This is a genomic window from Brevibacillus formosus, assembly GCF_003013405.1.
Taxonomy (GTDB): domain Bacteria; phylum Bacillota; class Bacilli; order Brevibacillales; family Brevibacillaceae; genus Brevibacillus; species Brevibacillus formosus.
Genome location: NZ_PXZL01000020.1, coordinates 80,024 through 96,626 on the forward strand (window position 1 = coordinate 80,024; position 16,603 = coordinate 96,626).

A 16,603-nucleotide genomic window follows, 5' to 3' on the forward strand; every position below is an offset into this window, starting at 1 on the left:
CGACAGCGACTCCTCTACTCTAGTAATCTACTCTAGTCTACAGGTGGAAGCGCCGCATTCCCAGCCCTCAATTACTGGCTACACCACTAATTATTTCCCTTGCTCCAATTCCTCTACCAATGCAGATAATTCCGCCCAACGCTCAATGGTTGCTTCCAGCTCTGTCGCCACTTGCTGTTCTTCTGCATAGAGCTTTTCAATTTTGCCGTAATCGCTGCCAGATGCTGCAATCTCTTGCTTTAGCTTGGCGCTGCGCTCTTCCAAAGCCGCGATCTTGCCATCAATCGAATCCCATTCCTTCTGATCCTTATAGGACAGCTTGCGCGTGCGATTGTTGCCGCGATTAGCGCCGCTGTTGCTTTGCGTCTTTTCTGCCTGTTGATCCGCTTCTTGCACCTGTGTTGCTTTTTCCTGGCGTCTTTCTTCCAGGTACTCGGAGTAGTTGCCGTAGTAATGACGAATGTTTCCTTGCCCCTCAAAAGCAAACAAATGGTCAACGGTACGATCAAGGAAATAGCGGTCATGCGATACCGTGATGACTGCGCCTGGGAACTGCTCGAGATAGTCTTCCAAAATACTGAGCGTCTGAATATCCAAATCATTCGTAGGCTCATCTAAAAACAGTACATTTGGCTCTCCCATCAGCGTCCGAAGCAGATAGAGACGTCTGCGCTCTCCCCCAGACAGACGGGAAATCGGTGTCCATTGCATATGTGGTGAAAACAAGAACCGCTCCAGCATTTGCGAAGCCGTGATCGATTCACCGTTGCTCGTCTGAATGACCTCTGCGGCTTCCTTTACATATTCGATGACGCGCAGCTTTTCATCCATCTCGACATTATCCTGCGTATAGTAAGCGATTTTAACGGTCGTCCCGATTTCCAATGAACCGCTATCCGGTTGAATTCTTCCTGCGAGCATGTTCAATAGCGTCGTTTTTCCGCTTCCATTTGGCCCGATAATCCCCACACGATCACCTGGCAGGACAATATAGCTGAAATCGTTGATCAGTTTTCGCTCACCGTACGCCTTATGGATGTTTGTAAGCTCGATCACCTTTTTGCCGAGACGGCTGGCCCCGAGTGCCATTTCCATCTTGGCAGCAGGTCCATCTACGACTTTATCTCGCAACTCCTCAGCACGTTGCACACGCGCCTTTTGTTTGGTCGTCCGCGCTTTTGCTCCGCGACGAAGCCATGCCAGCTCGCGTCGAAGCAGATTTTGCCGCTTGCTCTCTACAGCCGCTTCATTTTCTTCACGCTCCGCCTTTTTCTCCAGGAACATCGCGTAGTTGCCTTCATAGCTGTAGAGTTTGCCGCGATCCAGCTCAAACGTGCGGTTCGTCACGCGATCCAGGAAGTAACGATCATGGGTGACGAGCAGCAATGCACCCTTGTATCGGGACAAATACTCTTCCAGCCACTCGACTGTCTCATTGTCAATATGGTTCGTAGGCTCATCCAAAATGAGCAGGTCTGCTGGTTGGATCAAAGCACGTGCCATTGCTACCCGCTTTTTTTGTCCACCAGAGAGCTCTCCTACCTTTTGCGAGAAATTGTGCAGGCCAAGTTTCGTCAGAATCATTTTGGCTTGCGTATTGCTCTCCCACGCATCAGCCGCATCCATCCTGTTTTGAACAGCAAACAAGCGCGCTTGCTTTTTCTCGTCGTCAGGCGATTCCTGAACAGCCTCTAGCGCTGTTTCATAATCACGCAATAGCTGAATGAGCGGAGAATCACCGTAAAATACTTGTTCCAGTACTGTGGAGTTTTCGTCAAAATCGGGATTTTGCGGCAAATACTCCACATGGAAATGATTCGCGTGAACAATTTTCCCGTTATCCGCTGTATCCAAGCCCGCGACGATTTTCAAGAGCGAGGATTTTCCCGTCCCGTTTACACCGATCAGACCAATGCGCTCTTGCTCGGCAATATGAAAGGAAATGTTATCAAACAATACTTTTTCTCCATAGCCCTTGGAGAGGTTTTCTACTGATAATATTTGCATGAACGTCACCTGTTCTTTTCTATTTGCTTATCGAGAAGCCATATGAATCTTACCCTCGATGGTATCATGTTTTTTGCGCAAGCTCTAGGGTGATTCAAATGGATGGAGTAAATATTGGAATGTTTTTCATATTAATGGTAAAATATTGAATACTCAGTAATAATGGAACTTGCACGAAAATAAAATAGGAAGCGTCACTAGCAATATGGCATGTCAACGAGTCCAAACAGAAGAGGCGTACTCTTTTCATCGAGCACGCCTGCTTTTATTCTCCTAATGACTGTCCTACTCTTTGCAGCACATTGCCGATCCGTTCATTTTGGATGACCTCATCTGCCCACGCATCCAATGGGGTTGGTTCCTGATTGACAATGACTAGTTTGGCTCCTTTTTCTTTTGCATGCTGCGGAAACCAATTGGCTGGACTCACGGTAAGTGAAGAACCTAATACGATGAACAAATCGGCTTGTTCCGTCCACGAGATGGCCTGGTCGACTTGCGATTGCGGCAATGATTCGCCAAACAGGACAACACCCGGGCGCAAAAATCCTCCGCATGTGCAAATTGTCCCTTTATCCTCCAGATAGCGTGTGTTCGCATATTCGGTCCCGCAGGCAAGACAGCGGATTTTTGCAAGGGAGCCATGGAGTTCAGCTACAGCCAAGCTTCCCGCCGCTTGATGAAAGCCATCTACATTTTGTGTAATAACTCCATGAACCAATCCACGCCGCTCCCATTCAGCTAAGCATTCGTGCCCGGCGTGTGGCTTGCAAGACAGTAGTCCTTGAATGCGCATCTGATAAAATTCCACAAACGCTTCCCGATTCTCCATCATCGCGCGTGTACTCGCGAGTTGCATCGGATCTTTGCCGCGCCATAGCCCAGACTGTGAACGAAAATCAAGCAAGCCACTCTCTGTCGACATGCCTGCTCCGGTGAATACAACGGTAAAGGAAGATGTCCGCAACCATGTGCCAGATGATCCATCATGGTCTCCCCTTTTTCTTTGAAAATGTTCTTCTCCTGATTGTAATAGAAGAACACTGGATTTGGGAGACCTGGCGATCAGGACACTATCTGTCTTTCCCTTCAATAGGATGGATAAACGGATTGTGGCGGATATCCGGTATCGTAGGGATTCGTGCCGTATTGCGGATATCCGGTCGGCTGTTGATAGACTGGGTGCTGTCCATACCCACCCTGTTGCACATAGTTGGCATCGTAGTAACCGTAGCTGTCTGGCAACTGGCCCGAGTAGCCATAGTACGGGTAGTGGCTGGAAGCAGCTCTATCTGGCAACTGCCCCTGCTGCTGACATCCTAATGGCGGGCCAATCACAACTGTTTTGGTAATAGGTGCAAGCGTTTCTTTTACCTTTGCTTCGTCTAAACAATACGTATGTGCCCACACACTCGCTGGAGTCAAGCGCAAAATATCGGAGCCAAAGATCACCTCAGGAACAGGCGCATCAAAAATAGCCAGTAGATGCGTGTCGTCTGTCAAAGCCATTTCATAATGCCACCAGCCCTGCGGGATATTGGCAACTTGCCTCGGTTTAATATGGTAGTTGAGCAATTGATTGGTAAAAGGATTGATCAAGGATACAATGGCCTCACCAGCGATGCAATACACCAGTTCTGCTGCATTTTGATGAATGTGTGGCTCGACAACATTTCCGGTTGTCAGGAAAATATCCAGCAGCGAGCTGTTGCCCAATGTATTTAATTGTGCGATCCCCAAGGCATCGATGAAATTGCGATCGTCCTTTTTGAAAAACAGATTATTTCTCATATCGTACGTGAACTGAGTATTTGGCGAAGTATAGTCGCGATAGGAAGTAGCCATCTGTCGTTTGATCCTCCCACCCGAATGGGTATTTGACTCATTATGCATCTCTATTCCCGTTCACAAAATAGGTGCACCCATTTATACGCCCGAGAAAGAGACACACCCTTTCACCCTCCACTTTGCACAAACATATCCTACTAAAAGGCATAACGGGTAATCGAGGAGGGTGATCTTGTTTGGCTACTTATTTAGTCTCCGACATACATGGTCAGAATCAGGCATTCCAAAAAGCGCTGCGGGACGTTTCCTTCTCCCCCCAAGCTGGTGATCGTCTGTTCGTATTGGGGGACATGATCGATCGAGGACCTGAATCAAAGGAAGTATTGCTCGATTTACTCGCTCTTCGACAGGCGTATCCTAACCAAATCTTTCTCATAAAAGGCAACCATGAGCAAATGCTTGAAGATTGGCTATCCGGCAACGGCAACCCGGAGTTATACCTGCGCTACAACGGCGGTGATGCCACCATACGTTCTTTCTTAGGGAATCACCCGCTTCGGCGGGCTTTTCTTAACCGGATGCCTTCTTTACCGGAACAAGAAGAAGCGCGACAATTCATCCTTTCTCGCTATCCAACAATTTTGCCAGCCTTGTCGTCTCTTCCTTTGTATATAGAGCTGCCCGCCGATCCGCGAACAGGAGCTCCAGCTGCACTTTTGGTACACGCAGGCATTCGACCCGGCATCCCCTTGCCGGAACAAAATCCGCAAGATTTACTATGGATTCGCGAGCCTTTCTACCTTTATTATGATGGAGAACTCCCTGTCATTTTTGGCCATACCCCTGTTCCAGGATTACCTCAATACGCAGGCAGCGGTCCTTGGCGCAGAGACAATATGGTCGGTATTGATGGTGGCGCAGGATATTGGCGCGGCGTCATGTTAGTCGAGTGGCCTTCTCTTCAAACTATTTTCGTACCGATTCGGGATAGGCAATCCTCTCCACAAGTACGGGTTTACTAATCTTGCTCGGAAAACTGGGAGCTTTCGGACTGGTGCTCCTACCTGCTGCAAGCGCATCGGGTAGTGCATCCAGTATGATGCAGGAGACAAGCCCATCCGTTCAACAAATTATTACTTTTTATAATCTACTTTCGATTTGTAATATGTTAAGATATGGACGAGGTGTTTATATGAAACGTCAGCAAATCGTGGAACAAGCCATGTTTGCCGCATGGGGAGTCTCCCTCATCGCAACAGGAGGCAGTTTGTTTTTTTCAGAGGTCTTAAAGTACATACCGTGTGACCTGTGCTGGTACCAGCGAATCTTGATGTACCCGCTCGTCATCTTGCTCGGGGTTGCTTCCGCTAAGAAAGATGACAAAATCGCGTCGTACGCCTTGATTCTCTCCATCATCGGAGGACTCACATCGCTGTATCATTACTCGATTCAAAAAATACCTGCCCTGCAAGATCTCGGCAGCGCTTGCGGCATTGTGCCATGCAACACGGATTATATTAACTGGCTAGGGTTTATCACTATTCCGTTCCTTGCTCTCATTGCCTTCACCTTGATCAGCATCCTGCTTGTCATCGTAATGAAAAATGCAAAGGAGAAATGATTCATGAAGAAAGTCATCTTTCTATCCATCCTTGTGGCTGCGCTCCTGATCGGTGCGATCGTGTACGCTGACATTTCGAACCGTCAGCTTGCGGAAGGAAACCCTTACGGTAAAGCCAATTTGCACCCCGCTACTCTCGAACAATTGAGTGACCCGCTGTACGATAATCTCATTATGCCTGATGAGCTCAAAGGTAAGCTCGATAATCAGGAGGACGCGTTTGTTTACTTTTACAGCCCGGTTTGTGAGCATTGCAAAGCAACTACCCCCGTCCTTGTACCGATCGTGAAAAGCTTGGACATCGATATGAAAAAGCTCAATCTGCTAGAATTTAACGCCAGCTATGGTGAATACAACATCGAATTCACTCCGACCCTCGTTCATTACAAAGGCGGCAAGGAAGTAGCCCGACTCGTCGGAGGACGCGAAGCAAGCGAATGGAAAGCTTGGTTGGAGGAACAGAAAAAATCATAACGTGTGGCAGCCTCCCTCTTTTCTTTGCGGGAGGCTCCTTTTTTATTTGGACATACGTGACAAATATGTGAAGAATTCCGTTCCCTTGGAAGAAATAGCCCGAACGAGTCATTAGGCTTTTCCAGTTATTTGCCTATAATGAGTACTGGGGATAATCCTTGAAAACGGAGGTAATCGCATGACCCTCACTTATTTCACTGAAACCTTTGGCTTTCGGGCGACATGGAATCCAGAGCTGATTCTTTTGACTTTCTTGATTGGTCTGGCTTATTTCTCACTGACTGGACCATTACGCCAAACTTTTCAAGATTCCACACCTGTTACACGCAAGCAAAAGACTTTTTTTACTCTCGGCTTACTTGGTTTTTACTTTAGTATGGGAAGTCCCTTGAACGTAGCTGGGCATTTTTTGTTTAGCGCCCACATGCTGCAGCAATCGTTGCTTTATCTCGTAATGCCCTTGCTGCTCTTGGCAGGGACCCCGTCCTGGTTGATCCGCTCCCTGTTTTATCGCCGGGGGCTCAAGCTTTTCATGCGTATAGCGAGTCACCCGATACCTGCTATTCTCATGTTTAATGCCCTGTTCTCGTTTTACCATATGCCTGTTATTTTAGACTTGGCAATGAACAACCTGGCCCTACATAATTTGATTCATTTACTGCTGCTGGTGGCTGCGATTTTGATGTGGATGCCCGTTGTCGCACCGATACCGGAAATTCACCGTCTGTCCGAACTGCAAAAGCTTGCCTACATCTTTGCTAACGGTGTTTTGATTACGCCTGCATGCGCACTGATTATTTTTTCAGCAACACCTTTGTATACGACATATGTAGACGGTCCTTCCATGCTCTGCGCTCCATTCTTTTCCACGCCGATCGACAAATCGATGTTCGCCGTTCCACTTCTCCCTCTGGAGGATCAACGGCTGGGCGGAATTGTGATGAAGCTCATGCAGGAGCTGACGTACGGAGTCGTCCTGGCTTACATTTTCTCTACCTGGTATCGAAAAGAAAAGAATCAGGAAGAGGACGGCCTCCTAACGCCATAGCCAAAAGAATCTGAAAGGAGGCGCTACACACACGTGGATATCGCCCCTGCTACCGCTATCCGAATCAGACGGTTGCTCTTGTTGTTACCGGTCCTTGTCCTTGTTGCTCTTGTCGCTTCTTGGTTTTGGTTCGGGCCAAAAAACACCCAGGCGAAATTGCCTGATGTGACTCTGCAAACCATTGATGGACAACCTTATTCGCTAGCACCGCAAAAGAAAAAGGTTCGCTTGGTGGAGTTGATTTATACCCGTTGCCCGGATATCTGTCCCACGACAACGGTAAAAATGGTTCAGCTGCAAAAGCGCTTGCTCGAAGCAAACCTGATGGGGCAAGACGTTGAGTTTTTGACCATCACGATTGATCCGCAAAACGATACCCCGGATGTCATGCGTTACTATGCCAAGCAATTGGGGATTCAAGAAAAAGGCTGGAACCTGCTTCGTGGTGATGACGAAACGATCAAATCGGTTACAAATTCGCTTGGCTTTTTTGCCAATAAGATGGATGATGGATTTATCTCTCATACATCGAGTACGTATCTCGTGGATGATAGCAATGCCGTCATTCAAAAATTCGGCATGGGTGACGATTTTGATCCCGAACGAATTTATCAGGAACTGTTGAAATTGAAAAAGGAAGGGTAATCCAACATGAAACGTACGATGATTCTGCTCTTATCCATGCTTATGCTCCTTTTAGCCGCTTGTGGAAAAGAGACCGAGCAACCAGCTTTTCAACCCGGAGCTCCAGTTAAAGCTGCCTTTACATTGGAACCAAAGGAGCTTGTAGCGGGCGACACAGTTACCTTCTCCGTTAAAGTCACACAAGACGGCCAACCCGTAGATGACGCCAAGGAAGTGAAATTCGAATGGTGGAAAGATGGGCAAGAAAAGCATGAAACGATCCCGGCTTCGCTGCAAGGAGACGGTGTCTACACGGCCCAACAAACCATTAGCGAGCCAGGTTCTTATTTTGTCTACTACCATGTAACAGCACGGGATTTCCACAATATGCAGAAGACCCCGTTTACCGTTAACAGCAAGACTGGGGCGACGCCATCCGCACCTCAAGCTGACGCAGGTCAGTCACACGATCATGGGGCGGCAGGTCACACGAACGGGGAAACCGTTGATTATCATTTCTCTCCAGCCGACAATATTCAAGTCGCAACACCAGCTGCTCTCACTGTTCATCTGATGAAAGACAACAAAGCGTTGGACAAAGCGACAGTCAAATTCGAGTTCTGGCGGGGAAATGACGAGAAGCACAGCTTCGTCGATGCAACGGAAACTGCGGCAGGCCAGTATGAAGGCAACGCACAATTCCCTACTGCCGGGGATTATACAGTGAAGATCCATGTGGAAAAAGGAGACATACATGATCACAAGGACTTCTCACTCTCCATAAAATAAGTCCTTCAAAATAAAAAGGCCATCCTCCCGGGGAATGGCCTTTTTGCTCATGAATGGCGCTAGCATGTAAAATAGGCGATTCGATCCAAGTCTGTCCCGTAATACTCCCATCGATATCCTCTCCAGCGATAGCCGGTTACAGAGTGACGACTGACATAGACGGGGTAAAACCAGAAAGAGCGACCATTTCGCAGCCAAACGTACGTGTAACGATATAAACAGGGATAGAATCCGCCAGCATCAATCCGGCGTGTTCCCCCATAGCCTCTTGCTCCCGGTGCACTTGGCGTCCTGCTCGGTGGAGGACCTGGTGGCGGAGGGGGAAAACCTCCCGGGGAACCTGGATAACCTGGGGAACCTTCTGGACCGCCAGGGGGAAATTGATATGACATGACGTGTCACCTCCTACTAGTCTCCCTATAGGAAATGCAGCAAACGCACAGATGGTATGTGCGTTTGCCCGCCGTCATTCACCTATTTTTTCCGCAATAGCCTGTATATAAATCCTTGTCTGCCCCCCGCAAGCGTTCCCGCTCTTTCACCCTTTCCCAATGCTTTGATTGGCAGTTACCCTACACAAAAATTGTACAGTCTCTCCCATTTTCAACCGATTTGAACCTTTTACGAGAAAGGCTGTATTTGGCTTCAGCTGTTTTGCTAGACGCCGATGCAAGCCTGCCTTACTCAAGCAATGCCTCACCCGATTTGCCGGAAATCCGGAGCGAATCGCTGCTCTTGCAATATACCTAGCACTACTTCCCAGCGTATATAAATAGTCTACATTTTTTTGACTCAAATATCTCCCGACATCCTCATGACCTTTTACGTCGTATTTGCCCATTTCCAGCATGCTGGCGAGCACGGCGATCTTTGTGGTATGCCCGACCTGGCTTAGCACATCAATCGCTGCCTTGGCCGCATCCGGATTCGAGCTATAGGTATCATCCAGCACCTGAATGTTATTCGCGAGCCGATAGCTGGTAAGGCGTTTTCGCTGTCCGCGAAACTGACTTAACCCGCGACGAATGTCATCGACGGGAATCCCCATCGTATGTGCGACTGCGATAGCAGCCAATGCGTTGTATAAATTATGCTCGCCAGGAATAGGAACAAAAAATGACTCCTTTTCTCCACGCAAAGAACATTCGAATCGAAACCCATTGCCTTCTATTTTCGTTCGCCCCGCCTTATAGTCCGCCTCCTGCTCCTTGCCAAATGTCACGATTTTTCCCGTGAACGACCCCAGGTAAGGCTGTTGAATAAACTCGCGAGAATAAGGACAATCCCAATTCAGAAAAATGGTGCCCGTGGGTTTCATATGGCGAATTAACTCCGTTTTTGCTAACGCCAGCTGCCTGGCATCACCGCCAAAATTTCCGATATGAGCCGTTCCAATATTCGTGATGACTCCCATCGACGGCTGGATGATTTTGCAGTGCTGGCGCAAATGACCGCTTCGATAAATTCCATACTCAAGCACTACGGCCTTGTGCTCGTCCCGAATTCTTTTGGTATGCGCTCTTGTATTTCCCAGGAAGTTCTTGTTGTACATCGATTTATATGTGGGCATGCGCAGATTCAGGATGGTGTAGATCATTTCCTTTGTCGTGGTCTTCCCTGCGCTTCCCGTCACAGCGATAACTGGCTTGTCGAGAATCAGCGTCTTTACAGGTGCTACAGCTCTTCTCTTCTTTTTCACGGGTATCACCCCTTTGCCTCGTTCTTCTTCTCTCGATCAGCTTTCCTATTGTATGAACGACATAGACAGCCTGTATAGACCATTATCTATGAAAACGTTCCGCTACTATCCAAATCAGACGGACGACTTCTGGAATAGAGTAGGAGGGGAGGTGAAGCGCATGAAAAAGAAGGCCACCATCGCCGCTGTAGGCGACATCCTGATGTGGAAAGAGCAGGTGGCAACTGCCAGACTGCCTGGTACAGATCAATTCTCTTTTACAGATATGTTTCACCCCGTGACACCGATTCTCTCAGCGGCAGATCTCACAATAGGCAATTTAGAAACCACTTTTTCCGGGAAAACACAGCCCTATCAAATCGGTTCGGCACGAACCGGTTACCCTCGCTTCAACTGTCCAGATGAATTGGCTCGGGACTTGAAAACATCTGGATTTGACGTATTGACTACAGTGAATAATCACTGTCTGGATGGCGGGGTAACCGGACTATGCCGAACCCTTGATGTTTTGGATCGATACAAGCTTGCCCATACCGGAACCTATCGAAGCCCCGAGGAGGCAAATACCTACCTGATCAAGGAGGTAAACGGCATTCGCATCGCCCTGCTTGCTTACACCTACGGGACAAACAAGCAGGTGATCCCCGCTCATACGCCATGGATCGTACGACTTCTTCATCTTGACACGATATTATCCGACCTGAGAAAAGTCCGTCCTCTCGTCGACGTTGTGATCATCTCCCTTCATTTTGGGATTGAATTCCGCTATACTCCAACGACTCGCCAGCGGCAGCTCGTACAAAGCCTGCTCGACAACGGTGCTGATGTCATACTCGGCGCTCACCCACATGTTCTGCAGCCTGTTGTCACTCCGAGTATCATGACTCCTCACGGGACAAAAAGACAAACATTGGTCGCGTATTCTTTAGGTAATTTTATATCAGAGAAAATGCTCTCGTTTGATCAATCACAGTGCGGGGCAATCCTTCGATTTACTGTCGAAAAAGATGAGAGAAATCAGATCTCACTCGAGCAAATTTCGGTCATCCCGACATTTTCGCAACGATATGTGAGTCAGGGACGTATATGTTTTCGTGTCATCCCCATGCGTTCCTATCTGAAAAGCCCTGATCTGTATGTGCGCCCCCTGCAGAGAAAAAAGCTCCAGTTGCTGTGGAGTCGCGCCATCCGCATCATAGGTAGAGCGCGGGGTGTATTAATTGAATAACACTGGAGCAAACGAGGGAGGGGGCAGTGCGCTCCCTACCCTTCCTATTTTTCTACATAGACGACGATTGACGATTCACAGAACATTTTGGTAAAATCCCCTTGTAACTAACGAACTTATTTTAGATAGTTACAAAGGAGAGATGACTGCATGATCACCGTTCGCCGTATCCCCTCGGAAGATTTACCTGCATTTCTTGCCTTCCCGGACCACCCTGCGTCTGTTCGGAATGATATCGCTGCTTACCTCGATAAAATGTTCACACAAGGAGCCATGCGTCAGGACTGGTGCTTCGTTCTGGAGGTACAGGGTAAGATCGCTGGTCGTCTAGCCTTCTGGACATTGCCTGGCAGTAAACAAGCGACAGATTTGGTATTGTGGGAGCTTCCATGGAAAGAAACAGAATGTGTTTCGCTCGGCTCTCATTTCTTACGCGAAGTCTTTACACTCATGGCAGGGAATCTTTCGGAGAAAATCGGCTATGTTCTGGATTCACCTTCCTCCCCTCCCCATTGGCAAATGGACCCCCAAGAGCGTAGAAATGTTCTGGAAGCGCTCGGCTTTCGGATTAGCCGGGAAACAAACCGCTTCGAATGGCATGCTCCGATTGAGACAACTGCTATACCGCCAAACGAAGCGCATGATCCGATCGTGTACCGCAGTCTTCCTGAAGTTGGCGAGGCTGCCTTTGTGGATGCCATCATGCACGTCTCGCAATTCACCCATGATCAACAGATTACAGAGGAGCGCTTGGAAAAAGGCCCTCTAGCCCAAGCGCAGGAAATGTTCCAAGACTTGCAACAAATGAAGTACGAACCGGAATGGTGGCAGCTTGCCTATACAGCAAAAAATGAGCTCATTGGATTTTTGATGCCTACGGTCAGCCCAACCTTTGCTACGATTGGATACATAGGTGTTCTCCCCAAGCAAAGAGGACACGGCTATATAGATCAATTGCTGAAGCAGGCCACAGACGTTCTTGTCCAAGCAGGCGAAACATACATCCGCGCGGATACCGATATTAAAAATACACCAATGGCCAAAGCCTTTTTACGTGCTGGATACCAGCAGTTTGCCAGTCGCCAAGAATTTTCCCTCAATCATGGCTTGCGGCGCTAACGGACATACAAAAAAAAGGGGGCGATTGCCGTAACAATCACTCCCCTTACTTCCCTTGTATGGACAATATTTATGGGACAATTTCAGACATTTCTTCTGGGCATACAGCTTGCTTTAGCAATTCTGTTGCCTGTTCCGTATCTACGTCTTTTACCAGTTCAATCTCACTAATGAGGAGCTGCTGCGCATTATCCAGCATCACTTTGTCACTCGTGCCCAATACTTTTTCTTTACTCATACCAACCAAATCGCGAATGACCTCAGATTGCTCGTAAATATCGCCACTCTTCATTTTTTCTGTATGAAGCTTGTAGCGCTGCGCTGCATTCAAGGCGGTGTCGCGTTGCCCCTCTCGCAGGGCGGCCAAAACATTCTCCAAAATGTCGGCTTCGACCACCTTTCGAATACCAAGAGCGGACATCTTTTCAACCGGGACCATGATGTTTAACTCTTTCAGCAGCATGTTGAGCACATAATAGAGGTGTTTTTCACCCAGAAATTCTTTCTCCTCCATCGCCTCAATTACGCCTGCCCCGTGCATTGGATAAAAAACCTTGTCTCCAACTTGAAACATACGTCCACCTCCTTCAAAGCAATCTATATCTATTATAACACAAAAATTGAATTTAAAATTTTTTATTTTATCATGACGTTTAAAATTAAGTCAACAAAAAATTTACATCTTACTCATAGAGCGTTTCTGTTGCCATTCGCCACCCAGTTTAAATACGATCACACCCCCGACAATGACCAGAACCCCAAACAATTGCGTAAACGTCATCGGCACTTGAACCAGCCCTAACCAGCCGATTGAATCCGACCATAAAGCAAAGCCAAGCTGGGCAGTGAGAACGATGGAGATGGCATACGTAGGGCCAAGCAGCCTCATCCCTTGCACCAGACAAAAGACCACCCCAACGCCGATCATGCCGCTGAACCAGTACCACGGCTGCATAGCTGGAAGCGAAAACAACTGATTTCCTTCAAAAATGAGGCCCATCGTCAAAGACGACAGAAATCCCATCCCTAGCACAAGAGTCGTCGTAGACCATGTTCCTGCCTGTTCACTTACTTTCCTGTTGAAAATATTTTGCAGGCTGACCAACAAGCCAGCCACTAACGCGAAGAATAGCCCGACTACCATGATTTTGCCACTCCTGTCTCATTATTCGCTTGGAGTCCCGCTCGCCACTTTAGTTAAACCTTCCTTATCCTTGATCAGCAGGAATCCATTGGCACGCTCAATCAGTCCCTCCTTGCAGAACTGTTGAATGACCCGATTCAAATGTCTGTAGCTCGTTCCAATCATATTCGCTGCATCCAAGAGATTGCTCGTACTGATCTGTTCTTTGTTGGCAGAATCCCACTCTTCTATCGGAACGGACAACAAATAACGAGCGAATCGTACTTCTACTGGATACAGAAGGTTGATGCTTAATGTGTTGGACTTCACACAAAATTTGTGCGTAATGATTTGCAGTAAAAATTGCAGGAGTGGAGCGTAGTCTGTTCCGTATTTTTTCAACCAGCGATAATGAATCCCGATCATCTGAACAGACGAGGCCGCCTCCCCATCCTAGAGCAATGGAAACCGACTCCAACAAAATTAAGGAAAAAATAATTAAGCAACTATTTTTTATTTGGTTCACGATTTTTCGACTGTGCAAATAAAACTGCTCGGCATTCGATTCAGAGAAGCGTGCAGGATAGTTATGGAGCTCCGGATGTTTTTCGAGCACCTGCATGAGGAAAATGATAAAGACGCCAATCCCAGGTAAAAGAAGCAGTTCCCATTTTGAGCCCCAGCGATCTACTTCCCCCAAAGCATTGTAATGAGCAGGCACCTCGTCAGGAAGCTTATTCCATGCAAAGACTAAAAAGAGTAGTGATCCCACGAAAAATAAACAACCAACTACATCCCATAACCATTCGCTGCCTGTCTTTGGTATATTAGTGATTGGTCTCTTCATATTCTCCCCCCTTACTGCTGCTCCTCCTACAAGTATTTTACCATTTATGTCCATTTGGGAGTCAAGGTCAATCCGTCACACACTTCTGGGCGTTCTTACATATCTTGATGTGGAGTAAGGAGGGAACAACAGTGAAAGATCCTTTGAGGGAAAGTATGTTGTTTGAACACCGTTTCTGGCTACAAATTCTGGGCGACCATGCCCGCTTTATTTTTCAATCACTTGCTCCGATTGAAGAGCAGGAGATTGAAAGAGCCCTATACTTTATCGTGTCATTCGATAATTTATTGGATAACGCCAGGCAGAATCTGTCTTCCGATGAACTACACGCACTCAATCAGCAGGCAAGTGAACTCACGCAACAATTGCGCGATTTTAAACTCCACCTTCTGGAAAGGCACCTCGTCAGTAAAATATCGATTAGTCTTCCCCCGACGTTTATCAACCACATGGTCAATGAACTAGAGGAATATGAACGAATTTTGCATGCTTTTCTCTCCGGAAGCTTGCCACCTGCCAATCACCCGGTAGAGCTCCACCTCCTGTGGCTATCCGATGCGATCGGACATGCGGCCTCCATCACTTCCCTTTTGGACATGGTGGAAAAAGATTATCAGCTTAAAAGTGAACAATTTACCAAACAGTTCGAGCATTTTTACCTAAAAGCAGTGGAATTAGCCGGGTATCTCCGAACAAACTTGAATAACTTCCCGGCACTACGCCGTTTTAACCATCAAGCAGAAATGGAAATGAAGCTTTTTCAGGTATTCTTGCATGAATTGGAAGAGATGCGGATGCGCGATGAATTGCTTGGAGTTTTCTCCCCGCTCATGGCCGACCATATGTCTCGAGAAGAATGCTACTATTTGATGAAGCTATCTGAGGTTTCCGACGTGCAATCACCAGACTGTTTCCCCACCAGACCGCGCATCGAGTAAGAGATTAACCTTGTTTAGAACGGGGCGAAAGCTAAAGGCTTTACGCCTCTTTTCCCTTCCTTCTTGGCGGCATCCACTCATGCATAAGCAAGCAAGAAGCTGTCCTCATAGCATATAAAGTACCAACGTTAAGGGGGAAGTGTCATGGATCCGATTGAGCATCATAGACGGAGAATGCGTCATCACTTGCGGCAAGCAGATCGTTATCGCTCTCTGGCTTTTGAACATCGCCATGATCGCATGCGTCATCATACCTTTCGAGAAAGAGAACACTTCCATCGCATGCGGGCCCATCACCACAGAACGCAAATGCACTCGATGCGTCGTTTTTGACTTGGAAAACTCCCGTTACAGGGAGTTTTTTTATGGACAAGCCAGAAAACGCATTCTTTTTTTGATTCTGTGCTCATGCCCATTCACAAAACTGGGTAAACGCATATACGCATCATGAAAGAACATTCCCTGTTCCTCAAATTGGGTTTTAACTGCGAAGACACAAAATTGATTGAAGAAGCGAATCGCTTTTACAGCATTTTTGAAGAAATTGAAAGCCAAGCCCTTGCCTTTTCTTCTGACGTAGACCCTCAACGAATCTATGACTTTAATCAAATCGTTCACAATGCTGCTTCCTATATTTGGGCCTTTAAACGCAAAGTACTCGGACTCATTATTCGTTGCAAAATCGGTGGTAACAACTTTCCGCTGTTGGTCGATCACGTGAGCAGGGAAGCTGCCTATTTTCGGAATCGATTAGAACAACTGAATACAGGCAACCTTGATCCCTTACCTGATGCGGTGATTAATGAAAATGTCTTCTTCCTACGCATCATGGCTGACCATGCGAAATTTATTAACCATTTGCTCGATCCTTCCGAAAGAAAGCTAGTGGATCAAGCCAGAGAATTCAGTCATGATTTTGATCAATTATTGTTCCAAGCTCAGGATCTTGATTCCATGCGCCCCCAATCTCAAACGAAACCGCTACTGAATCAATTTGTGGATCAAAATCGCGTATCCGTTCGTCAATTGCGTGACTTCAAAAAAACAGCTCGTGATTTGATTGAGGAATGCAAAATTAAGAGCATAATCCCCCCATTGCTGGCTGACCATGTATTTAGAGAAGCCTCGCATTTTCTAGAGATTTTAGATGCCTTTGAGGTATCCCTTACACACGCAAAGTAGCGAAAATTCACCCGAAAGATTGTCACTTTGTGCAAAGTGTAGCTTGCGGGTGATTGCTATTGATGCGTACCTGGGAGCAACGATTAAGCGATTCTGCGGATGCTTCGTCCATACCA

At 47.3% G+C, this 16,603-nt stretch carries 17 protein-coding genes and 3 pseudogenes; 11 read left to right on the forward strand and 9 right to left on the reverse strand.

Features of this window, described 5'->3' with window-relative positions:
* Positions 1 to 90: 90 nt before the first annotated feature.
* The 3 genes and pseudogenes from C7R91_RS18340 to C7R91_RS18350 form a co-directional block, all read right to left on the reverse strand.
* Complete coding sequence (locus C7R91_RS18340; RefSeq protein WP_047072657.1) at positions 91 to 2,007, reverse strand: ABC transporter ATP-binding protein; 1,917 nt, start codon at positions 2,005 to 2,007, stop codon at positions 91 to 93.
* Between the two features lie 265 nt (positions 2,008 to 2,272).
* Positions 2,273 to 2,997, reverse strand: a pseudogene (locus C7R91_RS18345) (NAD-dependent deacylase).
* 99 nt (positions 2,998 to 3,096) lie between these two features.
* The gene (locus C7R91_RS18350; protein ID WP_047072661.1) at positions 3,097 to 3,852 is read right to left on the reverse strand and encodes a cupin domain-containing protein; all 756 of its coding nucleotides are present in this window, start codon (positions 3,850 to 3,852) and stop codon (positions 3,097 to 3,099) included.
* A gap of 179 nt (positions 3,853 to 4,031) precedes the next feature.
* Between C7R91_RS18350 and C7R91_RS18355 the strand changes: the two genes are divergently transcribed.
* The 6 genes from C7R91_RS18355 to C7R91_RS18380 all read left to right on the forward strand — a co-directional run bounded on the left by C7R91_RS18355 (position 4,032) and on the right by C7R91_RS18380 (position 8,351).
* A complete protein-coding gene (locus C7R91_RS18355; protein ID WP_047072663.1) occupies positions 4,032 to 4,817 on the forward strand; it encodes a metallophosphoesterase family protein in 786 nt (261 codons plus the stop codon).
* A 170-nt stretch (positions 4,818 to 4,987) separates the two neighbouring features.
* Positions 4,988 to 5,416 (forward strand): disulfide oxidoreductase, encoded by a 429-nt coding sequence (locus tag C7R91_RS18360; protein WP_047072664.1) that lies wholly within the window; start codon positions 4,988 to 4,990, stop codon positions 5,414 to 5,416.
* Positions 5,417 to 5,419: 3 nt separating this feature from the next.
* Entirely contained in the window at positions 5,420 to 5,890 is a 471-nt protein-coding gene (locus tag C7R91_RS18365; RefSeq protein WP_047072666.1) for a thioredoxin family protein, read from the forward strand.
* Positions 5,891 to 6,068: 178 nt separating this feature from the next.
* Positions 6,069 to 6,938, forward strand: a complete 870-nt coding sequence (gene ctaG / locus C7R91_RS18370; protein ID WP_047072668.1) for a cytochrome c oxidase assembly factor CtaG — start codon at positions 6,069 to 6,071, stop codon at positions 6,936 to 6,938.
* A 33-nt stretch (positions 6,939 to 6,971) separates the two neighbouring features.
* Positions 6,972 to 7,583: an SCO family protein gene (locus C7R91_RS18375; RefSeq protein ID WP_047072670.1), complete on the forward strand. Its 612-nt coding sequence runs from the start codon at positions 6,972 to 6,974 to the stop codon at positions 7,581 to 7,583.
* A gap of 6 nt (positions 7,584 to 7,589) precedes the next feature.
* Positions 7,590 to 8,351 (forward strand): FixH family protein, encoded by a 762-nt coding sequence (locus C7R91_RS18380; RefSeq protein WP_047072671.1) that lies wholly within the window; start codon positions 7,590 to 7,592, stop codon positions 8,349 to 8,351.
* Positions 8,352 to 8,410: 59 nt separating this feature from the next.
* On the opposite strand, the gene C7R91_RS18385 is transcribed toward C7R91_RS18380, so the two are convergent.
* Complete coding sequence (locus tag C7R91_RS18385) at positions 8,411 to 8,743, reverse strand: transporter (RefSeq protein ID WP_083995156.1); 333 nt, start codon at positions 8,741 to 8,743, stop codon at positions 8,411 to 8,413.
* Positions 8,744 to 8,889: 146 nt separating this feature from the next.
* Complete coding sequence (locus tag C7R91_RS18390; protein ID WP_047072935.1) at positions 8,890 to 10,056, reverse strand: UDP-N-acetylmuramoyl-tripeptide--D-alanyl-D-alanine ligase; 1,167 nt, start codon at positions 10,054 to 10,056, stop codon at positions 8,890 to 8,892.
* Between the two features lie 154 nt (positions 10,057 to 10,210).
* Between C7R91_RS18390 and C7R91_RS18395 the strand changes: the two genes are divergently transcribed.
* Together C7R91_RS18395 and C7R91_RS18400 are read left to right on the forward strand one after the other, a co-directional pair.
* Positions 10,211 to 11,278 (forward strand): CapA family protein, encoded by a 1,068-nt coding sequence (locus tag C7R91_RS18395; protein ID WP_047072673.1) that lies wholly within the window; start codon positions 10,211 to 10,213, stop codon positions 11,276 to 11,278.
* A gap of 150 nt (positions 11,279 to 11,428) precedes the next feature.
* Positions 11,429 to 12,397: a GNAT family N-acetyltransferase gene (locus tag C7R91_RS18400; protein ID WP_047072674.1), complete on the forward strand. Its 969-nt coding sequence runs from the start codon at positions 11,429 to 11,431 to the stop codon at positions 12,395 to 12,397.
* Between the two features lie 70 nt (positions 12,398 to 12,467).
* Here C7R91_RS18400 and C7R91_RS18405 read toward each other — a convergent pair whose 3' ends face one another.
* The 4 genes and pseudogenes from C7R91_RS18405 to C7R91_RS18420 all read right to left on the reverse strand — a co-directional run.
* Positions 12,468 to 12,971: a CarD family transcriptional regulator gene (locus C7R91_RS18405; protein ID WP_047072677.1), complete on the reverse strand. Its 504-nt coding sequence runs from the start codon at positions 12,969 to 12,971 to the stop codon at positions 12,468 to 12,470.
* A gap of 102 nt (positions 12,972 to 13,073) precedes the next feature.
* Positions 13,074 to 13,541, reverse strand: a complete 468-nt coding sequence (locus C7R91_RS18410) for a DMT family transporter (protein ID WP_047072678.1) — start codon at positions 13,539 to 13,541, stop codon at positions 13,074 to 13,076.
* Positions 13,542 to 13,562: 21 nt separating this feature from the next.
* A pseudogene (locus C7R91_RS18415) lies at positions 13,563 to 13,967 on the reverse strand (Crp/Fnr family transcriptional regulator); the annotation flags it as partial.
* Positions 13,960 to 14,367 (reverse strand): annotated as a pseudogene (locus tag C7R91_RS18420) (DUF1648 domain-containing protein); the annotation flags it as partial. The pseudogenes C7R91_RS18420 and C7R91_RS18415, both read right to left, overlap by 8 nt.
* A 107-nt stretch (positions 14,368 to 14,474) precedes the next feature.
* On the opposite strand from C7R91_RS18420, the gene C7R91_RS18425 reads away from it, so the two are divergent.
* The 3 genes from C7R91_RS18425 (at position 14,475) to C7R91_RS18435 (ending at position 16,487) form a co-directional block, all read left to right on the forward strand.
* Positions 14,475 to 15,305 carry a DUF2935 domain-containing protein gene (locus tag C7R91_RS18425; protein ID WP_047072680.1) on the forward strand — a complete coding sequence of 277 codons (831 nt, stop codon included), beginning with the start codon at positions 14,475 to 14,477 and terminating at the stop codon, positions 15,303 to 15,305.
* Positions 15,306 to 15,449: 144 nt separating this feature from the next.
* A complete protein-coding gene (locus C7R91_RS18430) occupies positions 15,450 to 15,638 on the forward strand; it encodes a hypothetical protein (protein ID WP_047072682.1) in 189 nt (62 codons plus the stop codon).
* A gap of 114 nt (positions 15,639 to 15,752) precedes the next feature.
* Positions 15,753 to 16,487: a DUF2935 domain-containing protein gene (locus tag C7R91_RS18435; protein WP_052773429.1), complete on the forward strand. Its 735-nt coding sequence runs from the start codon at positions 15,753 to 15,755 to the stop codon at positions 16,485 to 16,487.
* Positions 16,488 to 16,603 lie beyond the last annotated feature (116 nt).